The following is a 22021-nucleotide window of genomic DNA, read 5'->3' on the forward strand; positions in this document are numbered from 1 at the left end:
GTTCAAAAAAGGTGACTTTTTGGACAACCTCACTAAAATCCCTAAAATCGTCATGTTTTGGACAGCCATCTCGTATACATAGGACAAACGGGAGGGGAACGCATCATAGTCACCCCTGACGAAATCGTCATTAAGGAGGTGTTTCGCATATGATGCGGACACGAGGATTACGACAAGGGGCGCTCGCGGTCGTGCTGACACTGCCTTTTTTGCTTAGCGCTTGTGGAGGAAGCGACGGAGCGATAGATCAGCCGCCAGCTGATGTGGAGGCGCAAATGTTGGCCTCGGCGGAAGCAAAGACCAGCTTGCTCGGGACAAGCCCGTCTCTGCAGGATGAAGCGCAATTGAATGCCAACATGACGGTGTTCATACAGGACCGTCACGGTTATTTGGCTCCGATCTCGTACCAATGGGATGCGGACAATACGAAATCGCTGGCGCAAGCGTCCATGGAATTGCTTGTGGAGGGAGGCATGCATAAGGATAAGCTGCCTTCTGGATTTACAGCGACGCTCCCCAAAGGGACAACCGTAACGAACTTGACGCTCAAGCCGGATCAGAAGCTCGCTATTGTCGAGCTGTCGAAGCAGTTTGCAAGCTATGAACCGGCACAGGAGCGTAAAATATTGGAGTCGATCACGTGGACGCTGACCTCTTTGCCAGATATCGAGAATGTTCAGCTGTGGATGGATTCGCAGAAATTGAATGAAATGCCCGTGGATGGCATGCCGCTCGATGTGCCTCTTAACCGTCAGTTCGGGATTAACGTAGAGAAGCCGGACACGGTGAACTATTTGCATTCGATGCCGGTCGCGCTCTATTTCTCGAGCTACAGTGAGGACGGAAAATCATATTTTGTTCCGGTTACGCGCCTGATCGAGCCTTCTGACGATCCTATTCAGGCAGCGCTGGAGCAAATGATTGAAGGTCCGCTCGATAAAAAGGCGATGGCCATGACTATTACGAAGGAAACGAAAATTAACGAAATTGTCCGTTCAGGCGATACGTTGACGGTGGACTTGGCAGACAGCATGTTTACAGAGGGTGATCCGATTCCCGCGGAGCTGGTAAAAGCCGTCGTGCTGTCCATGACAGAGCAGAAAGGCATCGCCAAGGTGCAGGTCAAAATGAACGGCATGGCGGATATTCAAGGTACGGATAAGAAAGACTATTCTGAGCCGGTGGCACGTCCTGTTGTGAACTTGGCTTGGAAAGGTTGATGATTTTCGCCAAGGTCTTTGGTAGAATAGGGGATGTTACTTTACGGATGACAGTGGAATTGTAGGAGGCACTTACATGAGAAGCAACGGACGAAAGGCGGATGACCTCCGCCCAATTACGATTCGGACGAACACGAATAAATATGCGGAAGGATCCGTAATGATCGAAGTAGGCGACACGGTCGTTATGTGTACGGCTTCGGTCGATGAGAAAGTTCCCCCGTTTATGAAAGGTCAAGGCAAAGGGTGGATAACGGCGGAATACTCCATGCTTCCGCGCGCGACGCAAGTTCGCAATCAGCGCGAATCGGCACGCGGCAAAGTCAATGGTAGAACGATGGAAATTCAGCGCCTAATAGGACGCGCGCTGCGTTCTGTGGTAGATCTGCATGCGCTCGGCGAACGGACGATTACGCTCGATTGTGATGTTTTGCAGGCGGATGGGGGAACGCGCACGACTTCGATTACGGGTGCGTTTGTCGCGATGGCCATGGCCATCAACAAGATTGCAGTTCAGCATTCGCTGCCGAAGTTCCCGATCACCGACTTTTTGGCTTCCGTCAGCGTCGGGGTTATTCAAGGTGAAACGCTGCTTGACTTAAACTATAATGAGGACTCTACAGCCAAAGTAGATATGAACGTAGTCATGACCGGGAACGGAAAATTCGTCGAAGTTCAAGGGACAGGCGAAGACAGCCCGTTCTCGCGCGAGGAATTGAACGAGCTCCTCGCGAGCGCAGAAAAGGGAATTATGAATATCGTGGAGCTGCAGAAGGAAGCGCTCGGACCTATCGCGGATAAAATTGCCGTGCAGGCAATGACTGCGACAGGGGGGGCTGGCGGACATGGAAATCGCAAGTAATACGATTATTATTGCGACACAGAACCAAGGCAAGCTGAAGGAATTTCAGCTTGCCTTCTCCCCTTTGGGCAAGCAAGTATTGAGCATGGCGGATTTCCCGCATATTCCGGATATCGAAGAAGACGGCAAGACCTTTGCAGAGAATGCGTTGAAGAAGGCGAAGACGATGGCGGAAATTGTAGCGCTTCCGGTGCTGGCCGATGATTCTGGGCTGTGCGTAGCACGCCTTGACGGGGCGCCGGGCGTCTATTCCGCGCGCTATGCAGGCGAGCACGGCAACGACCAGTCTAACAATGCGAAGCTTCTGGTAGAACTGGCGAAGCTGCAGCCGAAGGACATGGGAGCAGGTCTGTCGCTCGATGCGGGAGCTCAGGTATTGAGCGAGGCACAATTTGTATGCGTGCTGGCGCTGTATGATCCGGCTTCATGTCAAGCTTTGGAAGTACAGGGAACGGCCGATGGTTATATTATCGGTGAAGCGCGCGGCAGGAACGGCTTTGGCTACGATCCGCTGTTCTACTTGCCTCATTTCGGCCGTACGATGGCAGAGCTGTCGCCAGAAGAGAAGCAAAGCATCAGCCACCGCGGAGATGCCATCCGACAGCTTCAGCAGAAGCTGCGCTAAAACTGCAAATTTAGCTTTATATGAGACACCTAGCCGCATTATGCATGTTTAGGTGTCTTTTTCTATAAGGTTACTCAGATTTAGTCCTTCCCAAGCGCGAGAAAATGTGAGAGAATATTTTCCAACAAGGCAAAGGAGGATGGATGATTATGAGTGAGGCAACACGGACATTTGGATTTGAAACGCTGGCGGTTCATGCCGGCCAAGAGGTGGATCCTACAACCTTATCACGAGCGGTTCCATTGTATCAGACAACGTCTTATGCATTTAAAGATACCGATCATGCGGCGGATTTGTTCGCTTTGAAGGAATTTGGCAATATTTATACACGCTTGATGAATCCGACTACCGACGTGTTCGAGAAACGGGTTGCTGCATTGGAAGGCGGAGCGGGCGCGCTCGCGACGGCATCGGGACAAGCGGCGATTACATACGCCATCTTGAACATTGCCGGCGCAGGCGACGAGATCGTATCCGCCACCAGCTTATACGGTGGAACGCACAATCTTTTCTCCACCACGCTCAATAAGCTGGGCATTAAGGTGCGTTTCGTTGATTCGAGCGAACCGGAGAACTTCCGCAAAGCGATTACAGATAAGACCAAGGCGCTCTACGCGGAGGTTATCGGCAATCCTCGAGGCGATGTGTTGGATATTGAAGCCGTCGCCAAGATCGCCCATGAGCACGGCATTCCGCTCATTGTCGATAATACATTCCCGAGTCCGTTCCTCCTTCGCCCGCTTGAACACGGCGCCGACATCGTCGTTCATTCCGCTACGAAGTTCATCGGCGGTCACGGCACCTCCATCGGGGGCGTTATCGTAGACGGTGGAACGTTCGATTGGACATCCAATGACAAATTCCCTGGATTAACGACGCCTGATCCAAGCTATCACGGACTGGTCTATACGGAAGCCGTCGGACCAATCGCTTATATTATCAAGGCTCGGGTGCAGCTCATGCGCGATATGGGGGCCGCATTGTCTCCGTTCAATGCCTTCATGCTGCTGCAAGGACTCGAGACGCTGCATCTGCGCATGGAGCGGCATAGCGAGAATGCCTTGAAGGTCGCTCAGTTCCTGGAGAGCCATGAAGCCGTACAATCAGTAAGCTATTGCGGCTTGCCAAGTCATCGATCCTACGATCTGGTGCAGAAATATATGCCAAAAGGCCAAGGCGCTATTTTAACCTTTGAAATTAAAGGCGGCATCGAGGCAGGACGGAAGATTATTAACCACGTTAAATTATTTTCGCACTTAGCTAATGTCGGCGACTCGAAGTCGCTTATCATTCACCCGGCAAGCACAACGCATCAGCAATTGAGCGAGGAAGAGCAAATTGGGGCAGGCGTAGGTCCCGGAATTATCCGTTTATCCATCGGTACCGAATCGATTGACGATATTTTGTATGATTTGGAGCAAGCCATTGCGGCAAGCCAATCTAGCTAATAAATGGCCTGTCAGGCTCATCAGTTGAGTCTGGCGAGAAGAAGGACTTTGCCCGGGTAGCAGTCACATAAGATGGCACATCACAACATAGTCATACAGCGCAGCCGTAAGGCTGCGTTTTTTCATGCTGCGCTTGATTGTAAACGAGAATGAAATAACTTGACGGCCGCACGTATGAATCGAGATTATGAATAAACCAAAGCCTCGAAGACGAGTGGAACTACGAGTATTAAAAAGACAAATAATTCTCGTGGATGATGAGTTAAAGAAGAGCCCCATACCGGCTGACGTTGGGACGTCATGCCGATACAGGACTTGTCATCATTTTGCTGAGTTAAAAGAAGTTTATCCGTTACCAAGCCACCCGTATGTTATATTCTCTGAGCCATACATCGACCTGCAGCAAATAAGCGAACAGCTGCGGGCCAGACATCAATTGGCCGAACCACGGCAGATGGGAGCTAGCTTCCTCGGAAGCAGCGATGTCGCGAATACGCTCTTCATTGACGAATTGATGCAGCGGTGAAGTTGAATCATCGAGACGATCTAATGCTTTGCGGCGTACGATATTCAAGTAATTCGGGTTATGTGTCTTTGGATAGGGGCTCTTCTTACGGTACAGAACATCATCGGGGAGTACGCCTTCGAGCGCTTTACGCAGCAGGCCTTTCTCTCGTCCGCCATAAGTCTTGATCTCCCATGGAGTATTGAAGACGTATTCGACCAGGCGGTGATCGGTATATGGCACGCGCACCTCCAAGCCGACGCCCATGCTCATTCGGTCTTTGCGATCGAGCAAAGTCGGCATGAAGCGAGTGATGTTCAAATACGACATCACCCGCATGCGAGCCGATTGAGCGTCTTCTCCCGGTAAGGCAGGAACTTCGCCTACCGCTTGCGCGTAGCGGTCCGCCACGTATTCCTCAGCACGAATGTGCTCTGCCACTTCAGGCTTGAGCAGGCTCGCCCGGAGCGGGGTTGCGAGCGCCCAGGGAAAGGTGTTGGCACTGAGCGCCTCTTCCCGGTGGAACCAAGGATAGCCGCCGAACACCTCATCTGCAGCTTCCCCAGAGAGTGCGACGGTGGCTCCTTGTTTAATTTCACGGCAGAACCGCAGCAGAGATCCATCAACATCTGTCATGCCAGGCAAATCCCGGACACGCACCGCCTCTTCCAAGGAAGCGACCAGCTCAGGAGTATCGAATTTTATCCAGTGGTGCTCTGTGCCAAGCTCCTCAACCATGCGCCGAATCCAAGGCTCATCTGCATTCGGCTGGAAAGCATGCGCTTGAAAGTACTTATCATTATCGACGTAGTCAACGGAGTACGTATGAACTTTGCCCAATCCATGCCGCTCGTAATGGCGCACGGTTAAAGCGGTTAAGGCGCTGGAGTCTAATCCTCCTGACAGCAAAGTACACACAGGCACATCAGATATAAGCTGACGCTCGACCGTATCCTCCAGCAGCATGCGTACATGCGAGGCAGTCTCTTCGGCATTTTCTTCGTGTGGAACGCTTTCCAGTTTCCAATATGTGCTCATGGCGAGACCATTATAATCGTAGCGAAGTGTATGTCCAGGCCGAAGCTCAGACAGAGCATCGTAAACTCCATGTCCCGGTGTGCGCGCCGGGCCAACCATCCAAATCTCCGCCATGCCTTCCAGACCAATGATTGGCTCAATATCGGGGTGGGCAAGGAGCGCCTTTGGCTCTGAACCGAATACGAACCATCCTTCGCCACGGGCATAGAACAACGGTTTAACCCCTAGCCGATCACGTGCCATGAACAGCCGTTGCTCCGCCTCATCCCAGATCGCAAACGCAAAAATACCGTTCAGCCGCTCTACACAAGCATCCTTCCACTCTAGATAAGCGACAAGCAGCACTTCGGTATCACATTGTGTGAGAAATTGATGTCCGCGGCTTTGCAGATCGGATCTCAATTCCTTTGTATTGTACAATTCACCGTTATAGGCGATGGCGTAGGCGCCGCGTTCTGTTTGCCGAATCATCGGTTGTACGCCGTTTACCGGGTCAATGACGGACAACCTCCGATGCCCTAGTGCACAGGGTCCGGAGATCCACGTTCCTTTGGCATCCGGGCCGCGCGCTGATAATGTTTCGGTCATTTGCTCTAAAATGCCGGAGCATTGCGTCAAGTCCCGGTGCCAGTCAATCCAACCTGTTATTCCACACATGTTACGTTCATCCTCTCCGCATCAATCTGTCCCCCGGAAGACCGAATAAACCGGACAGCTGGAAGATTGAGATAATACCATGGGTATGCGAAAAACAGCATAAGATGTATGTCCATCGGGAGATGATAAGAAAAACTCCTTCTGGAGTCATATCACTGAAGAGCGACCGCGCTTAGCATACGCTATGATGCTGTTGGAAATGATGAAGGCATTCATGTTGTTTTTGATGAACGCCATTGCCTGCGCGGTACAAAAAAGGAGGTGTGCAATGGAACGCCAACCTTACTACGTGTCCGTTCAACGACGCACGGTCGTTACGGATCCTTCGTCCGGGAGCTATGAATTCGTTATTGAGGCGACTGGAGCGGAACGTGAGCATTTGCAGGCGCTGATTGATGATTTGGGGGATGCGGAGACCGATGCGTTTCGTGACTGTTTCATGCTGGTCACTAATCAAACAAATGAAAAAATAAACATTCCCTATCAGCAAAGATTGCATGCAGTATATATGTACATCCATAAGCTTGGTGCCGCAGATACGAAGCGGTTCGTGGAGCAAATGTTCGATCAGCAATCGTAGCATCGGGATAGGCATTCTGTAATCGGAGGAGAGCAAACATGATTGAGATCAAAGCAACCAAGTTCCGGCGACCTGTGGAGATTGACGGGCGATTATGCGCTGAGGTCGGCATCATTCCGGCCGATGATAAAGAAATTCCGCTGCTTGCGTATATTGCCCCCGTCCGTAACGGTGGTTACGAATTGGTGCGTGTCGTGCACAATGATGCGAGCTTGGCTAACGATTGGTATGACAACAATATGCATAATGCGTTTGAAGAGGTTGCGGCGGAAACCTTTGTAAAAAGTGATTATGGAGTGGATTTTAATGCCAAGTCACATTTTTTGGATGCTGTTCTAGGTTCGACTGAAGTCCGTTATGCGGTCGATGATTTGTTCCAGATGGATTAATGCGGCACATTTGACATTCCAGCACTCCTTGGGAAAGGGGGTGAATACAAATGACAGAACAATTCAAGCAGAACAAAGGCAACAAGTACGTTCATCAGAAGAAGCATGCCAATGCGGTGCTTGCCGGCAATCATAAGCATCCTGCGGAGAAGAACCCGTGGGAATTCATAAACAAATAGCGGGTCGGATGCTAATGCGCATCCTAGCAGCACGGCGAAGGCCCCTGCCAGTAAAGGGCAGGGGCCTTCGAATCAGTCTCGAAGCCACATTAGAACGCTCCGCCTTCACGCAACACGCGCACGCCCATAATAACGTTCCAGATGAAGATGAACAAGGACGCGACACCCATAATAATGACGAAGCCGATACTTAACAAAAACTGGGCTGTAATCAAGCTGATGATTGCCAGAACGATAAACGCATAGGGAAGAATGTGGGAAAACAATGCGCGGCCAGCATGATGTTTAATGTATGGGTCACTCGCCACGAGCCATATCACAAGCGGCAAAATAAACCCTGCGAAGAAAATGCTGAAATAGCTCAGCGAAGACAATATATATCGAGTCGACATGTTAGTCTCCTTTCGACGATATGTGCAGTACGTACAGTATATTAGATTATTCGGTAACCTATTACTGGAAATAACCAGTGGCCTTACCGTGTATCAAGACCAAATGTATTATGATATTTATAACGGGGCTGAACAGACTAATACCTGCGGTTGCCCGCACGGTGAAGTCATCGGATTCATCATCGACGGGTGAAGGCGGGCGAGGCGTATTTTAGCACACTTTCGCTCTGTGCTTATGCCTTAGCAGTTGCTGGACACAAAAAAAGCCGCCTGTATAGGCGGCATTATGTATTCTCAATTGGCGTCCCAGGAGGGATTCGAACCCCCGACCGACGGCTTAGAAGGCCGTTGCTCTATCCAGCTGAGCTACTGGGACAGGTAAAGAAGAAAAATTAGAACATTAATGATTTTATCAAAAGAATCAGCTTCATGCAATAGGAAATTTAAAAATAACATTAATATTTTTTAACATCCTTCGCAATCCGCATTGCACCACACTTCTCATTCCTGTCAAACCGATGCGATGGAGGGCCGTTGAACAGGAGGGAGCGCGGTATGTTATAATGCAATCGTAACCGCACCCAATGTAACGGTTTGTTGCAAATACATAGGATATATTATAGAAGAATACGTCTGAGTTCAAAGCAGTTGGCTTGTTATAGAAAGAAGGTGCTCGTATGCCGGAAGAACATTCCCCATCGACAAAAAATAAAGTCGTTCTATTTCCGAAGACGCATGATTTCTACCAAATTGAATTGACCCGAATGTTGGAAACTGAACGTTACGGAGAAGCGATTTCTTTGCTCCGCTTTTTGCTGCAGTGCGACGGGGAGGATTCCCAGATTCGCGCGGAATGGCACGCATTGCTGCAATGGTTGACTTCGGCGTTTCCGGAAGCAGAACGACCAGAGGAAGGTTGGCAATTCGGAGCCGTCCATACCGGTGAGACAACAGCTGCCGAAGACGAGACGGAACAGGATATGCTTCGGCGTCAATTTCAAGAGAAGGTACACGCAGATGAGCAATATATGGAACGTCTGCTGACTTCACTTACGGAAGGCGATATGGATGATCGCAAACTGTTGGTTCTGGAGCAGCTTGCGGTAGCGGACGATGCGCGCGTAGACGATGCGCTCATGCTTCTGCTGAAGGAGCGAGAACTTCATCCGCTACTGCAATTCAGCATCTTGCAAACGTTGAAGCGCAGAGGTGTTGAAGGTGAAGTCCGCTTCATGCGCGGGCAAGAGATTATCGTAGCCGAAGTCGAAGCGACACCGCTTGAGCTCTCATCCTTTCCGTCAGCTGCCATCGCGCCGATTGACAGAGTGAACGATGCCGCTTCGGTGCGTGAACCATCGCTGGCTTACTTTGCCCAGGAGATGTGGCATCAATATTTGAAGCTCATATACGGTACGGAAATCTATCGCAGGCTGTGTGAGGGCGAAGAGCTGGAGGCGGATGCTTGGGCGGCGGCTTTGCATCGCATCGTGGCGCGACTCTTGCACTTGGAAGAGGAAGAATTCGAAGTGAAGACCATATATGGAATAACCGATAATTTGCGAATCATCTATGAGCGTGCCCTCCGGTCACTTACACGTTCGCTCAGTGGAGAGTAATCAGTCAGCAGCGGTTGCAGCTGTAATTAAGTGCGAGTCAATTGACGGCAAAATTAGTTCTAAAGTGGTAAATACGCCCATCTTGAAAAAGTTTTCATAGTCGGCTATACTATAATGGTTATTCAGGACGTGTTATGGTACACTCTAGCCATGTGATTTTTTTTGGAGGGGAAGGCATAAAATGAAAGCAACCTGGGAAAAAATAGAGAAGAACGTTGGGGTTTTGGAAGTTGAGGTCAATGCGGATCGCGTAACGGAAGCACTGGACCAAGCATTTAAAAAAGTGTCTAAGCGTGCGAACGTTCCTGGTTTCCGTAAAGGACGAGTGCCTCGCCCGATTTTTGAAGCAAAATATGGCGTGGAAAGCTTGTACCAAGAAGCTATTGACATTATGCTTCCAGAGGCATATTCCCAAGCACTCAAGGAAACAGACGTTAACCCGGTAGACCAACCGGAAATCGAAGTTGAACAGATTGGCAAAGGCCAGTCTTTCAAATTCAAAGCAAAAGTTACGGTTAAACCTGAAGTGAAGCTTGGAGATTACAAAGGCCTCGAAGTTGAGAACCAAGAGGTTGAAGTTACGGAAGAAGAGCTGAATGCTGAACTCGTGCGTATGCAAGAGCGTCATGCTGAGCTTGTTATCGTTGACGAAGATACGGCAGCGACAGGCGACAGCGTCGTCATCGACTTCGAAGGATTCGTTGAAGGTGAAGCATTTGAAGGCGGTAAAGCAGAACGCTATACGCTGGAACTGGGCTCGAACTCGTTCATTCCTGGATTCGAAGAGCAATTGGTAGGTCTTGGCACAGGCGACTTCAAAGACGTTGAAGTAACGTTCCCTGAGCATTATCATGCAGAGAACTTGGCTGGCAAGCCGGCTGTCTTCAAAGTAAAAGTTCACGAAATCAAGCGTAAGCAATTGCCTAAGCTCGATGATGAGTTCGCTAAAGACGTAAGTGAATTCGAAACGTTGGACGAATACAAAGCAGATTTGAAGAAGCAGCTTCAAGATCGCAAAGAGCGCGATGCTGAATCGGCTCGCGAAGCAGCAGTGGTAGAAAAAGCGGCTGAAAACGCGGAAGTGGAAATTCCACACGCGATGATCGAGTCGGAAATTCAACATATGGTTAAGGATCTTGACAACCGCCTGCGTATGCAAGGCATGAACATTGATATGTTCTTGACGTTGTCTGGTCAGACAATTGCTGATTTGCGCGAACAAATGCAAAAAGAAGCAAACACTCGCGTGAAGAACAACCTCGTGTTGGAGCAAATCGCTAAAGAAGAAAAAGTGTCCATTACGGATGAAGAGTTGCAAGAAGAGCTTGAGAAAATGGCGCAATCTTATCAGCGTTCGGCTGACGAAATCCGTACTATTCTGGAAAACAATGGTACGATTGACAACTTGCGTGAAGAAGCTGCACTTCGCAAAACGATTAAATTCCTCGTGGACAACAGCAAGAAATAATCGCATATCGGCTGCAGACATCACCTGCGGCGTAACAGGATAAGGCACGTTACTCTCGAAGGCGTGCCTTATTTTTTCATAAGCCAAGCCCTATCACGATTCACACACATAACGGTTCACCACCCGAGTAAGGGTGTACATAATGTATAAGTAGACTGCTGCTGGTTAGGGTACCATACACGTACGCATTTCAAATTAGGATCTTCATCGCTTCAAGGGAATAGGCCCATTTGCCGTACATACACTATTGGTAATCGGTGTAAAAATGACATCGAGTACAGAAAATGATAAAATACAAATGTATAGCTTTGTAAAGAAAAGAGGTCGGTACCATGAATTTAATCCCGATGGTCATCGAACAGACAAATCGCGGCGAACGCTCTTATGATATTTACTCGCGCTTGCTTAAGGATCGCATCATTTTCTTAGGCAGTGCAATCGATGATGACGTAGCTAACAGCGTCATTGCACAATTGTTGTTCTTGCAGGCGGATGATCCGGAAAAGGATATTCACTTGTACATTAATTCTCCAGGTGGTTCGGTTACGGCCGGTATGGCCATCTTCGATACGATGCAGCACATCAAGCCTGACGTCTCCACGATTTGTGTCGGCTTGGCGGCCAGCATGGGGTCTCTCCTGCTGACGGCGGGAGCGCCGGGCAAACGCATCGCACTGCCGAACAGCGAGATCATGATTCACCAACCGCTTGGTGGAGTGCGGGGGCAAGCGTCCGACATTAAGATTCATGCGGACTGGATTATTAAGACAAGACAGAAGCTCAACCAAATTTATGTAGAACGCACGGGACAACCGCTGGAGAAAATTGAACGCGACACAGACCGTGATAACTTCATGAGCGCGGATGATGCGAAGGCATATGGCCTCGTCGACCACGTTCTGCATCCGGGTAGTCCAGAGCTGAAGTAAGGGGGGATACCGAGTGTTTAAATTTAATGATGAGAAAGGCCAATTGAAGTGCTCGTTCTGCGGCAAGTCTCAGGAACAAGTACGTAAATTAGTGGCTGGACCAGGCGTGTATATATGTGACGAATGTATCGAGCTGTGCAACGAGATTGTCGAGGAAGAGCTCGGTCATGAGGAAGAAATCGATCTGAAGGATATACCAAAGCCAAAGGAAATTCGCTCGATTTTGGATCAGTACGTCATCGGTCAGGAGCAAGCAAAGAAATCGCTGTCCGTAGCCGTATACAATCACTACAAGCGTATCAATACGCAGAACAAGATCGAAGACGTCGAACTGCAGAAGAGTAATATTTTGTTAGTCGGACCTACAGGTTCGGGTAAGACGCTCTTGGCGCAGACGATGGCAAAGATTTTGAATGTTCCGTTTGCGATTGCGGATGCGACTTCCTTGACGGAAGCGGGCTATGTCGGTGAAGACGTAGAGAACATTTTGCTCAAGCTGATTCAAGCAGCAGATTATGATGTGGAAAAAGCGGAGCGCGGCATTATTTATATTGACGAAATCGATAAAGTGGCGCGCAAATCCGAGAATCCTTCCATTACGCGCGATGTGTCGGGCGAAGGTGTGCAGCAAGCGCTGCTCAAAATTTTGGAGGGTACGGTTGCTTCGGTTCCACCGCAAGGCGGACGCAAGCACCCGCATCAAGAATTTATTCAAATCGACACCACGAACATTTTGTTTATTTGCGGCGGGGCATTTGACGGCCTTGAACAACTCATTAAGCGTCGTGTCGGGAAGAAAATTATCGGCTTTAACGCGGATGGCGGACAGAAGGACCTGAAACCGGGTGAATATTTGTCTATGACGCTTCCGGAAGACTTGCTTAAGTTCGGCCTGATTCCGGAATTCGTAGGCCGCTTGCCGGTCATCTCTACATTGGAGCCGCTTGATGAGCATACGCTTGTCCGTATCTTGAGCGAGCCGAAGAACGCGCTCACGAAGCAGTATCAGAAGCTGCTTGAGATGGACAATGTGAAGCTAGAATTTGAAGCGAGCGCATTGGAGGCTATCGCGCGCGAAGCCATCAAACGAAGCACAGGTGCGCGCGGACTGCGGGCGATCATCGAGGGCATCATGCTCGATGTAATGTATGAAGTGCCGTCGCGTGACGATATTACGACATGTGTCATAACGGAACAAGTGGTCCGTGAACGAATGATTCCGGAACTAACGACGGATAAGAAGCAAGAGGAGAGCGCCTAACCGGCGCTTTTCCGTTCGTTTCCGGCATGGGAGAGAGTGAATCATGTATTTGCGACATCAGACTAGACCTGTTCAAGTAGGCAATGTAACGATTGGCGGAAGCAACGACGTTATCATCCAGAGTATGTGTACGACGAAGACGGCAGACGTGCAAGCTACCGTTGCCGAGATTCATCGTCTGGAAGAAGCGGGATGTCAGATTGTCCGCGTCACTGTCAACAATCAAGAAGCGGCGGAAGCGATTAAGGACATTAAGGAGCAAATTTCCATACCTCTCGTCGCAGATATTCATTTTGACTACCGCTTGGCGCTAAAAGCGATCGAGAACGGCATTGACAAAGTGCGTATTAATCCGGGGAATATTGGACGCCGTGAGAAGGTCGAAGCTGTGGTGAAAGCGTGCAAAGAACGCGGGATTCCGATTCGTATCGGAGTGAACGCGGGTTCGCTTGAGAATCATTTGCTTGAAAAATACGGCTACCCGACTCCGGAAGCGATGGTGGAAAGCGCCTTGTTCCATATCGGAATATTGGAGGAGCTCGATTTCCACGATATTATCGTGTCACTGAAGGCATCGGATGTGCCAATGGCGATAGCAGCCTATACAAAAGCAGCCGAGGTCATTCCATATCCCCTCCATTTAGGTATTACCGAAGCAGGGACGCTGTTTTCCGGTACGGTGAAGAGCGCTGCCGGCCTCGGGGCGCTTTTGGCGATGGGGATTGGTTCGACGGTTCGCGTAAGCATAAGTGCTGACCCCGTCGAAGAGGTGAAGGTGGCACGCGAGCTGTTGAAGTCGTTCGGCTTAATTACGAATGCGGCAACGCTTGTATCCTGTCCGACTTGCGGTCGGCTGGATATTGACCTGTTCTCGATTGCGAACGAGGTGGAAGAGTACATCTCGAAGCTGAAAGTGCCGATTAAAGTATCGGTGCTCGGCTGTGCCGTCAATGGACCAGGCGAAGCCCGTGAGGCAGATATCGGCATTGCCGGTGCCCGCGGAGAGGGACTGCTATTCCGTTACGGAGAAATGATTCGCAAAGTGCCTGAGCAGGAGCTTGTCTCCGAATTAAAGAAAGAAATCGATTATATCGTGACTGAATATGAACGCACCGGCAAGATTCCGGGCCGCAAGCATTAACAGTTATATACGTAAACACACGAACGTTACGAGCAACCGTTCGTGTGTTTTTTTGTGACTAATATGCGTGTTCAAAAACCTCTATGTAATTAGGATTCCATCGCTGCCTCGGCGGCACGTTGCTTTGCCGCTTTGCCGTGCTTGGCTGATTGCTTGTCATGGGCTTCGACTGACATGCGGCTCGTCCCGTTGAAATGCCCGCCTTCTTTAATGATAAAAGCGCTGCAGCTTGTATTGCCGGTCAGTCGACCGGTCTGTTCGATGATAAGCGTTCCCGTCACGTCAACATCTCCGTTCAACGTGCCTGCAATGATGACGTTAGCGGCCCGCATATTAGATTCTACGATGCCGGTTTCCCCAATTGTGACATCGCGGCTGCAAGTGACGTCCCCTTTGACGGTGCCTTCTATACGCAAATCAGTATCGCAATCCAATTGTCCTTCCAGCTTCGTCGCCTGCCCGATTAACGTATCGGTACCTGGCGGCTTTTTGGCATTCGATGCTTTGGAAAACATACCTAGTCCCCTCTTTCTTATAATAACGTTGTTAGGTGATCACGGCGGGCTAATGTAGCCCTCCGGATCGATAGCTTGATCGCTTTGACGGATTTCGAAATGCAAGTGAGGCCCGGTGCTCCTGCCGGTGGAACCTACTTCTCCGATAATTTGTCCTTTTATTACCTTATCTCCTCTTTGGGCCACGCGTTTGTTCATATGCAAATATCGGGTGGAGAGCCCGCTTTGATGCTTAATAATAATAAAGTTGCCTTTCAGCTCATCAACATCCGATTCAATTACTTCACCTTCGGCGGCGGCATAGATGCTGTCGCCGGTGTTTCCGCTAATATCCAAGCCTGCGTGAAACGCATTGCTGCGGTGGAATGGATCGTCTCGGTCTCCGAATACTGATGTGATGCGTGTGCTCTCTGTAGGCCATAGAGTTGGCGTAGCATCCAGCTTCTTCTTAAAAGAATCTGCCTGTTCAAGCAAGAGTGGAATCTGTGTATCCCACTCCTTCCAGGTTCGCTCCATTTGCTTCAGCTGCCTGTGTGAGTCATACCACATCGCTAATGCGGGATGTTCGGCAAGCAAGGACTGCGTCCGCCCTGAAGTAGATGATAGTCGCTGCGGAGGCAAGACTGACTCAATAAATTCACCGCCCACAGGCATTAAGCCAGGAAGCTGTGCAAAAGGCCGCTCATTGGATGCTGGCGGAGGTGACTTCCGTGTCGATGGTGTGTCCGTCTTGCTCGATACATGAAGATAGGACCGCAGTTGGCGTTCCCACTGCGCCACTTTGTCCATCCGTTCCTTCATTTGATTGGAGGAGGCAGTGATGACGGATAATTGCCGGTTCATTTCGGCAAGCTGGCGTTCCTTTTGCGTGAGATCAGACTGAAGCTGTTCAACTTGTGTGAGGGTGTAATGAATGGTAGCTCGCTGAATAACGAACGATATAAGCAGAGTCAGAAAAATAAGAATGATAACAAAGGTGACAAGCATAACTATAGCCTTAGGCAGTCTATATTGAATCGCTGGTCGATTGGCGCCCCGAATGAGCATCCATGTCCAGCTGCGGTCATCAGACCTGGCCATCGGTTCTTCCTCCCTTTAATACTACGGGTTTGAGTAGGTGTTCATATTTACATACAACACTCCTATTGTACATGAAGTATAGAAAATTGGAAGCGAAAAAAGACAATATTTGACGGAATAAAACAATAGGTGTCGATTGATAAGAGGAAAAATTTATCACAAATAACATTGTGATAAAAAACATTTTGCTATCAGCATTGATTTAAGTTACAATCATTCTTGTTGCGTGTTAGTAAACTTAACATATCGCAAATCAGCTAGCAGATATACAATCAGAAAGGGTGCGGTATATGATTGAAAAAATCCAAGACTCGATAGGATACTTTAATGATCTATGGTACTTCATGCTCATTTTTATATTAATTGCCGCAGGACTTTATTTTTCGCTGCGAACGAGATTCGTTCAGCTTTCGGCGATAAAAGAAACATTCCGCATCATGTTGGGACGCGATACCAAAAAGACGAGTGGCCAGGAGAAGGGCGTATCCTCTTTCCAAGCGTTTGCGATGAGCACGGCTTCCCGTGTAGGTACGGGCAATTTGGCAGGGGTAGCCCTCGCCATCTCGCTCGGGGGTCCGGGGGCTGTGTTCTGGATGTGGGCCATTGCGCTCATCGGAGCCGCCTCCGGATTCGTAGAATCGACGCTGGCACAGGTATACAAGGTGCGCGACGGCAAGCATTTCCGCGGAGGTCCGGCTTACTATATGGAAAAGGCGCTCAATGCGCGCTGGCTTGGCATCGTGTTCGCCATTCTTATTACGTTCAGTTTCGGATTTGTGTTTAACTCCGTACAGGCGAATACCGTAAGTGCTGCGTTTCAGGATATGTTCAACCTGGATCCTCTCTATATGGGGATCATTCTTGCGGTGCTTGTCGTTCCGACGATATTCGGCGGCGTGCAGAGAATCGCGAAAGTATCGGCTACAATCGTGCCGATTATGGCGCTTGCTTATATTGCGATCGCATTGTTCGTCATGGTCATCAATTTTGACGCCATTCCGGGTGTGTTCGTTTCCATTGTGAAGAGTGCATTCGGATTTCAGGAAGCGGCAGCAGGGGGAATCGGAGCCGCCGTTATGAACGGGATCAAACGCGGCTTGTTCTCGAACGAGGCCGGGATGGGGAGCGCTCCGAATGCCGCGGCGACCGCTCATGTTACGCATCCGGTTAAGCAAGGCTTGGTTCAATCGTTCGGCGTGTTCGTCGATACGCTGCTCGTCTGTTCGGCGACGGCATTCATCATTCTGTTTTCAGGCGTCTCCGCGACTGGGGAACTGGATGGAATCAGATTGACGCAATATGCGCTTGCTTCGCAGGTCGGGGATTGGGCGCACATGTTCGTTGGCTTAGCTATCTTTTTGTTTGCGTTCACTTCGCTTATCGGAAATTATTATTACGGGCAGAGCAATATCGAGTTCATTACGAAGAAAAAGGGCTGGTTGCTCGCTTATCGCCTTGGGGTCGTAGGAATGGTGTTGTTCGGCTCCGTCGCCAAGCTTACGTTCGTATGGAACTTGGCCGACCTGTTCATGGGTTTCATGGCGTTCATCAACTTGATTGTCATCATGCTTCTGGGAAAAGTGGCGTTTGCGGCATTGAAGGATTATATGCGGCAGCGCAAGCTTGGCGAAGAGCCCGTATTTTATGCGGATTCGGTTCCTGGATTAAAGCATGCCGAATGTTGGGAACGAAATTCAAACTCTGACTAAAACAAACTTATAATGCATCCGGCAAAGGGCAATACTACCAAGTATTAAACTTTGCCGGATTTTTTGTGCCTGAAATAGGCGTCACGGGAGGATGGAACGATGAACTTAAGTGTAATATTGATGCTAATCAACGCGTTTTTTGCCGTTGTAATCGGCATTTATTTCTGGAATTTGCTCCGCAGTCAGAAAGGTAACCGCTCCGCAGTTGATCGCGAGTCGAAGAAGGAAATGGACAAATTGCGCAGGCTGCGATCCATTTCATTAACGAAACCGCTAGCGGAAAAGACGAGACCGACGACAATGAACGATATCGTCGGGCAGCGTGATGGCCTGAAGGCGTTGAAGGCCGCGTTATGCAGCTCGAACCCGCAGCATGTCATTGTTTACGGTCCACCGGGGGTGGGCAAGACAGCGGCAGCACGTGTTGTGTTGGAGGAAGCGAAGAAAAATCCGAGCTCCCCTTTTACGATGGAATCGAAATTTACGGAAATTGATGCGACGACCGCTCGCTTCGATGAACGGGGCATCGCCGATCCATTAATTGGTTCGGTGCATGATCCGATTTATCAAGGAGCTGGCGCAATGGGAGTCGCCGGTATCCCGCAGCCGAAGCCGGGAGCAGTGACCAAGGCGCATGGCGGTATGCTCTTCATCGATGAAATCGGTGAGCTTCATCCGATACAGATGAACAAGCTGCTGAAAGTGCTCGAAGATCGGAAGGTGTTCCTTGAGAGCGCTTATTACAATTCCGAGGATTCGAACATTCCGACGTATATTCATGATATTTTTCAAAATGGTCTGCCAGCAGACTTCCGTCTGGTGGGAGCAACAACGAGGTCCCCTCAGGATCTGTCTCCGGCGCTTCGTTCGCGCTGTATGGAGATTTATTTCCGTCCGCTCCTGCCGGATGAGATTGAATCCATTGCGGATCATGCAGTGCGCAAGATCGGGTTCCCGCCCTCGAAAGAAGCGGTCGATATGGTCAAAAAATATGCTACGAATGGCCGGGAAGCGGTTAATATCGTGCAATTGGCCGCAGGTCTTGCCATGTCAGAAGGACGATCTGCTATCGAGGCTGCAGATGTGGAATGGGTAGCGAACTGCAGTCAAATTGCTCCGCGACCGGACCGCAAAGTGCCTGCAGAGCCGCAAGTGGGTCTTGTTAATGGACTTGCCGTATACGGCCCGAGTATGGGGGCCCTGCTTGAAATCGAAGTGAGCGCGATCCGGGTGAAGAATGGCCACGGGAAGTATACAGTTACAGGTGCGGTGGATGAAGAGGAGTTAGGCGGCGGAAGCCGAACCTTGCGCCGGAAGAGCATGGCGAAAGGCTCAGTGGAGAACGTCCTTACCGTGCTGCGCAGCTTAGGCTATGAGACGGCCAATTACGATCTGCACATCAATTTCCCGGGCGGTTCACCTGTAGACGGGCCGTCGGCCGGAATGGCCATGGCGGTTGCCATCGCTTCGGCACTTAATCAGTGGCCGGTGGACAACAAGCTGGCGATGACTGGAGAAATGAGCATACACGGTCGCATCAAGCCAGTAGGCGGTGTGCTGGCTAAGGTAGAGGCCGCATTTCAGGCTGGCGCGACACGGGTACTTATCCCTAAGGAGAATTGGCAGGAAATCTTCGCAGACTTGGGTGGATTACAAGTGATTCCTATTGAGCATGTGGATGAAGCATTCGCTCATTCCTTTGGCAGTCACATGCAGGAAGACCCGCTGCAAATGACGAAGCCGTTCGAACGGACTTCGGGCGCAGCGATGCCGCTTATGCATGCGGAAGCCTCGGACAATACGAAGCATTCCGAACCAAATGGCTTCGCTTAAGTCCAGCACATTGGTGTTTTATGTGAACATTTGATAAAATGTTGCTTACATGTGTATAAGATAAGGTAAACCATGGGGGTGCCGAACGATGGGGCTTAAACATACGAAGGGACGACGACTGCCTCTTCTTCCGCTTAGAGGATTGCTCGTGTACCCGAGCATGGTGCTTCATCTCGATGTAGGGCGCGACAAATCAATAAAAGCGCTCGAACATGCGATGATGGGAGACCAAATGCTGCTCTTGTGTACGCAATCGGAGGTAAGCATTGAGGAGCCTTCTCAAGAGGATATATTTCGCATCGGGACAGTAGCGAAGGTTCGTCAGATGCTCCGTCTGCCGAACAGCACGATTCGCGTGCTGGTGGAAGGTGTGGACCGGGCAGAGGCTATCGATTATGTGCCGAATGATGAATTTTATGAGGTAAACGTACGCTTGTTGGAGGAAGAAGCCGAAATGACGTCTTCGGAGACAGAAGCGTTGATGCGGACGGTGTTATCTCAATTTGAGAGTTATGTGCATATGTCCAAAAAGGTAACACCCGAAACGCTCGCTTCCGTATCCGATATTACAGAGTCAGGGAGGTTTGCAGATGTCATTGCAAGCCATCTCCCACTCAAGATGAAAGACAAGCAAGAGCTGCTTGAGACCGTCAATACGGCCGAACGTCTGAATAAGCTTCTTCTAATGCTTAATAATGAGAGCGAAGTGCTTGAGCTGGAGAAGCAGATCAACCAGCGTGTGAAGAAGCAGATGGAGAAGACGCAGAAGGAATACTATTTGCGTGAGCAGATGAAGGCAATTCAGAAAGAGCTCGGCGATAAAGAAGGACGCGCGGGTGAAGTGGACGAACTTCGAGCGCAGCTGAAAGAGCTGGAAGCTTCGGATAAAGTACGTGAAAGAATCAAAAAAGAAATCGATCGTTTGGAGAAGATGCCGCCTACATCGGCGGAAGGGGCGGTCATCCGCAACTATATCGATTGGCTATTCATGATTCCATGGTCCAAGCTGACGGAAGATGACTTGGACTTGCATAAGGCGGAGTCTATATTGGAAGCGGACCATTATGGACTGGATAAGCCGAAGGAACGTGTACTTGAATATTTGGCCGTTCAGCAGCTAGTTAAGCGGATGAAGGGGCCTATTCTATGTTTAGTCGGACCGCCGGGTGTCGGAAAGACGTCGCTCGCCCGTTCTATAGCGAAATCATTGGGGCGCCAATTTGTTCGTATTTCGCTTGGCGGTGTGCGGGACGAAGCGGAAATTCGCGGTCATCGCCGCACGTACGTCGGTGCACTACCGGGACGTATCGTTCAAGCATTGAAGACGGCAGGCACGATGAATCCGGTTATGCTGCTAGATGAAATCGATAAGATGGCAGCTGATTTTCGCGGGGATCCGGCCTCCGCTCTCTTGGAGGTGCTGGATCCAGAGCAGAACAACACGTTCAGCGATCATTTCGTTGAGCTGCCGGTCGATCTATCTCGCGTCATGTTTGTGACGACTGCCAATGCAGTGCACAACATTCCGCGCCCGCTCCTGGATCGGATGGAGCTGTTGTCCATTTCAGGGTACACGGAGCTGGAGAAGCTGGAAATAGCCAAGCGTCATTTGCTTCCGAAGCAGAAGCGGGAGCACGGTCTTACGGAGGAGCAGGTGTCGGTAGACGAAGCGTGCATTGAGCGCGTCATTCGCGAATATACCCGTGAAGCCGGCGTCCGTCAGCTGGAGCAGCAGTTGGCTGCGCTGTGCCGTAAGGCGGCGAAGCGTATCGTCTCCGAACAGCTGGAACAAGTCATCATTCATTCAGACGAGTTATCCGAATATTTAGGGGTGGCAAGATACCGCTATGGTCTCGCGGAAACCGATAATCAAGTTGGGACGGTTACCGGTCTCGCCTGGACGGAGGTTGGCGGCGACACGCTGAATATCGAAGTGACCGTCGTGCCTGGTTCCGGCAAGCTGCTGTTGACCGGCAAGCTTGGTGATGTCATGAAGGAGTCCGCGCAGGCGGCGTTCAGCTATATTCGCTCGAAGGCGGAGCAGTGGCAGTTGGAGCCGGGTTTTCATGAGAAGTCGGACATACACGTACACGTGCCGGAAGGCGCAATACCGAAGGACGGTCCTTCCGCGGGCATTACGATGGCCACGGCGCTCGTCTCTGCTTTGACGAACCGTTATGTCTCGAAGGATGTGGCCATGACCGGAGAGATTACGCTGCGCGGCCGTGTGCTGCCGATCGGCGGATTGAAGGAGAAGTCGCTGGCTGCGCTGCGCGCAGGCATTAAGACGGTCATTTTTCCTCAAGACAATGAACGCGATTTGGATGATATACCGGAAAGCGTTCGTGAAGAGTTGAGCTTTATACCGGTATCTCATATGGACGAAGTGCTGCAGCATGCTCTTTTGGAGCAGCAGCCGCTGCAATAAGCATATGTTTGTTACGGAAGCGGGCGCGGTTGCAATGCGTCCGCTTCTTTTTTTTGCAGTGGTTTGACGGCAAAAAAATTAAGGATGGGCTGCCCATTGGATATTGTCCAATGAACCGTCGTTGTTATAGCTGATAGCATGGTGAT

At 50.2% G+C, this 22021-nt stretch carries 19 protein-coding genes and 1 tRNA gene; 15 read left to right on the forward strand and 5 right to left on the reverse strand.

The features are described 5' to 3' along the window. Window positions 1–149: 149 nt before the first annotated feature. From LQV63_RS12750 to LQV63_RS12765, 4 genes are all read left to right on the forward strand, one after another. Window positions 150–1220, forward strand: a complete 1071-nt coding sequence (locus tag LQV63_RS12750) for a GerMN domain-containing protein (protein WP_233696998.1) — start codon at window positions 150–152, stop codon at window positions 1218–1220. Window positions 1221–1296: 76 nt separating this feature from the next. Next, window positions 1297–2082 (forward strand): ribonuclease PH, encoded by a 786-nt coding sequence (gene rph / locus LQV63_RS12755; RefSeq protein WP_019422411.1) that lies wholly within the window; start codon window positions 1297–1299, stop codon window positions 2080–2082. Further along, complete coding sequence (locus tag LQV63_RS12760; RefSeq protein WP_233696999.1) at window positions 2066–2707, forward strand: XTP/dITP diphosphatase; 642 nt, start codon at window positions 2066–2068, stop codon at window positions 2705–2707. The genes rph and LQV63_RS12760 overlap by 17 nt, the downstream gene beginning before the upstream one ends. A 149-nt stretch (window positions 2708–2856) precedes the next feature. Beyond that, window positions 2857–4155 (forward strand): homocysteine synthase, encoded by a 1299-nt coding sequence (locus LQV63_RS12765; protein WP_019422409.1) that lies wholly within the window; start codon window positions 2857–2859, stop codon window positions 4153–4155. 352 nt (window positions 4156–4507) lie between these two features. On the opposite strand, the gene asnB is transcribed toward LQV63_RS12765, so the two are convergent. Next, a complete protein-coding gene (gene asnB / locus LQV63_RS12770; RefSeq protein ID WP_233697000.1) occupies window positions 4508–6355 on the reverse strand; it encodes an asparagine synthase (glutamine-hydrolyzing) in 1848 nt (615 codons plus the stop codon). A gap of 268 nt (window positions 6356–6623) precedes the next feature. Here asnB and LQV63_RS12775 point away from each other — a divergent pair, with 268 nt between their 5' ends. Genes LQV63_RS12775 through LQV63_RS31400 form a run of 3 tightly spaced genes read left to right on the forward strand, consistent with a single transcriptional unit; the run spans window position 6624 to window position 7503 of the window. Next, complete coding sequence (locus tag LQV63_RS12775; RefSeq protein WP_233697001.1) at window positions 6624–6935, forward strand: hypothetical protein; 312 nt, start codon at window positions 6624–6626, stop codon at window positions 6933–6935. Window positions 6936–6973: 38 nt separating this feature from the next. After that, complete coding sequence (locus LQV63_RS12780; protein ID WP_233697002.1) at window positions 6974–7324, forward strand: carboxypeptidase; 351 nt, start codon at window positions 6974–6976, stop codon at window positions 7322–7324. 50 nt (window positions 7325–7374) lie between these two features. Continuing rightward, window positions 7375–7503 carry a hypothetical protein gene (locus tag LQV63_RS31400; RefSeq protein WP_019422405.1) on the forward strand — a complete coding sequence of 43 codons (129 nt, stop codon included), beginning with the start codon at window positions 7375–7377 and terminating at the stop codon, window positions 7501–7503. A gap of 89 nt (window positions 7504–7592) precedes the next feature. Here the strand turns inward: LQV63_RS31400 and LQV63_RS12785 are convergent, their stop codons facing one another. Beyond that, window positions 7593–7895: a DUF4870 domain-containing protein gene (locus tag LQV63_RS12785; protein ID WP_233697003.1), complete on the reverse strand. Its 303-nt coding sequence runs from the start codon at window positions 7893–7895 to the stop codon at window positions 7593–7595. Window positions 7896–8194: 299 nt separating this feature from the next. Beyond that, window positions 8195–8271 (reverse strand) — tRNA-Arg (locus tag LQV63_RS12790). A gap of 301 nt (window positions 8272–8572) precedes the next feature. Here LQV63_RS12790 and LQV63_RS12795 point away from each other — a divergent pair. From LQV63_RS12795 to ispG, 5 genes are all read left to right on the forward strand, one after another. Then, window positions 8573–9511 (forward strand): hypothetical protein, encoded by a 939-nt coding sequence (locus LQV63_RS12795; RefSeq protein WP_233697004.1) that lies wholly within the window; start codon window positions 8573–8575, stop codon window positions 9509–9511. 181 nt (window positions 9512–9692) lie between these two features. Further along, the gene (gene tig / locus LQV63_RS12800) at window positions 9693–10979 is read left to right on the forward strand and encodes a trigger factor (RefSeq protein ID WP_233697005.1); all 1287 of its coding nucleotides are present in this window, start codon (window positions 9693–9695) and stop codon (window positions 10977–10979) included. Between the two features lie 332 nt (window positions 10980–11311). Continuing rightward, complete coding sequence (gene clpP / locus LQV63_RS12805) at window positions 11312–11908, forward strand: ATP-dependent Clp endopeptidase proteolytic subunit ClpP (protein ID WP_019422401.1); 597 nt, start codon at window positions 11312–11314, stop codon at window positions 11906–11908. 13 nt (window positions 11909–11921) lie between these two features. Then, a complete protein-coding gene (clpX, locus tag LQV63_RS12810; RefSeq protein WP_019422400.1) occupies window positions 11922–13169 on the forward strand; it encodes an ATP-dependent protease ATP-binding subunit ClpX in 1248 nt (415 codons plus the stop codon). Between the two features lie 43 nt (window positions 13170–13212). Further along, a complete protein-coding gene (ispG, locus tag LQV63_RS12815; RefSeq protein ID WP_019422399.1) occupies window positions 13213–14310 on the forward strand; it encodes a flavodoxin-dependent (E)-4-hydroxy-3-methylbut-2-enyl-diphosphate synthase in 1098 nt (365 codons plus the stop codon). 89 nt (window positions 14311–14399) lie between these two features. Here the strand turns inward: ispG and LQV63_RS12820 are convergent, their stop codons facing one another. Then, a complete protein-coding gene (locus LQV63_RS12820; RefSeq protein ID WP_233697006.1) occupies window positions 14400–14825 on the reverse strand; it encodes a bactofilin family protein in 426 nt (141 codons plus the stop codon). A 39-nt stretch (window positions 14826–14864) separates the two neighbouring features. Beyond that, the gene (locus LQV63_RS12825; RefSeq protein ID WP_233697007.1) at window positions 14865–15905 is read right to left on the reverse strand and encodes a M23 family metallopeptidase; all 1041 of its coding nucleotides are present in this window, start codon (window positions 15903–15905) and stop codon (window positions 14865–14867) included. Window positions 15906–16195: 290 nt separating this feature from the next. Here LQV63_RS12825 and LQV63_RS12830 point away from each other — a divergent pair, with 290 nt between their 5' ends. The 3 genes from LQV63_RS12830 to lon all read left to right on the forward strand — a co-directional run bounded on the left by LQV63_RS12830 (window position 16196) and on the right by lon (window position 21875). Then, window positions 16196–17614, forward strand: coding sequence for an alanine/glycine:cation symporter family protein (locus LQV63_RS12830; RefSeq protein ID WP_233697008.1), 1419 nt, complete (start codon window positions 16196–16198; stop codon window positions 17612–17614). A 99-nt stretch (window positions 17615–17713) separates the two neighbouring features. After that, on the forward strand, window positions 17714–19447 hold the full coding sequence (gene lonB / locus LQV63_RS12835; protein ID WP_019422395.1) for an ATP-dependent protease LonB: 1734 nt from the start codon (window positions 17714–17716) through the stop codon (window positions 19445–19447). An 88-nt stretch (window positions 19448–19535) separates the two neighbouring features. Continuing rightward, window positions 19536–21875: an endopeptidase La gene (lon, locus tag LQV63_RS12840; protein WP_233697009.1), complete on the forward strand. Its 2340-nt coding sequence runs from the start codon at window positions 19536–19538 to the stop codon at window positions 21873–21875. Window positions 21876–22021: the final 146 nt, after the last annotated feature.

Source organism: Paenibacillus profundus, assembly GCF_021369635.1.
Taxonomy (GTDB): domain Bacteria; phylum Bacillota; class Bacilli; order Paenibacillales; family Paenibacillaceae; genus Paenibacillus_B; species Paenibacillus_B profundus.

What these genes read in the sequence shown, in the direction of transcription:
- LQV63_RS12750 (WP_233696998.1), top strand. Translation starts at nt 150, where the DNA reads ATGATGCGGACACGAGGATTACGACAAGGGGCGCTCGCGGTCGTGCTG.
- rph (WP_019422411.1), top strand. Translation starts at nt 1,297, where the DNA reads ATGAGAAGCAACGGACGAAAGGCGGATGACCTCCGCCCAATTACGATT.
- LQV63_RS12760 (WP_233696999.1), top strand. Translation starts at nt 2,066, where the DNA reads ATGGAAATCGCAAGTAATACGATTATTATTGCGACACAGAACCAAGGC.
- LQV63_RS12765 (WP_019422409.1), top strand. Translation starts at nt 2,857, where the DNA reads ATGAGTGAGGCAACACGGACATTTGGATTTGAAACGCTGGCGGTTCAT.
- asnB (WP_233697000.1), bottom strand. Translation starts at nt 6,355, where the DNA reads ATGTGTGGAATAACAGGTTGGATTGACTGGCACCGGGACTTGACGCAA.
- LQV63_RS12775 (WP_233697001.1), top strand. Translation starts at nt 6,624, where the DNA reads ATGGAACGCCAACCTTACTACGTGTCCGTTCAACGACGCACGGTCGTT.
- LQV63_RS12780 (WP_233697002.1), top strand. Translation starts at nt 6,974, where the DNA reads ATGATTGAGATCAAAGCAACCAAGTTCCGGCGACCTGTGGAGATTGAC.
- LQV63_RS31400 (WP_019422405.1), top strand. Translation starts at nt 7,375, where the DNA reads ATGACAGAACAATTCAAGCAGAACAAAGGCAACAAGTACGTTCATCAG.
- LQV63_RS12785 (WP_233697003.1), bottom strand. Translation starts at nt 7,895, where the DNA reads ATGTCGACTCGATATATATTGTCTTCGCTGAGCTATTTCAGCATTTTC.
- LQV63_RS12795 (WP_233697004.1), top strand. Translation starts at nt 8,573, where the DNA reads ATGCCGGAAGAACATTCCCCATCGACAAAAAATAAAGTCGTTCTATTT.
- tig (WP_233697005.1), top strand. Translation starts at nt 9,693, where the DNA reads ATGAAAGCAACCTGGGAAAAAATAGAGAAGAACGTTGGGGTTTTGGAA.
- clpP (WP_019422401.1), top strand. Translation starts at nt 11,312, where the DNA reads ATGAATTTAATCCCGATGGTCATCGAACAGACAAATCGCGGCGAACGC.
- ispG (WP_019422399.1), top strand. Translation starts at nt 13,213, where the DNA reads ATGTATTTGCGACATCAGACTAGACCTGTTCAAGTAGGCAATGTAACG.
- LQV63_RS12820 (WP_233697006.1), bottom strand. Translation starts at nt 14,825, where the DNA reads ATGTTTTCCAAAGCATCGAATGCCAAAAAGCCGCCAGGTACCGATACG.
- LQV63_RS12825 (WP_233697007.1), bottom strand. Translation starts at nt 15,905, where the DNA reads ATGGCCAGGTCTGATGACCGCAGCTGGACATGGATGCTCATTCGGGGC.
- LQV63_RS12830 (WP_233697008.1), top strand. Translation starts at nt 16,196, where the DNA reads ATGATTGAAAAAATCCAAGACTCGATAGGATACTTTAATGATCTATGG.
- lonB (WP_019422395.1), top strand. Translation starts at nt 17,714, where the DNA reads ATGAACTTAAGTGTAATATTGATGCTAATCAACGCGTTTTTTGCCGTT.
- lon (WP_233697009.1), top strand. Translation starts at nt 19,536, where the DNA reads ATGGGGCTTAAACATACGAAGGGACGACGACTGCCTCTTCTTCCGCTT.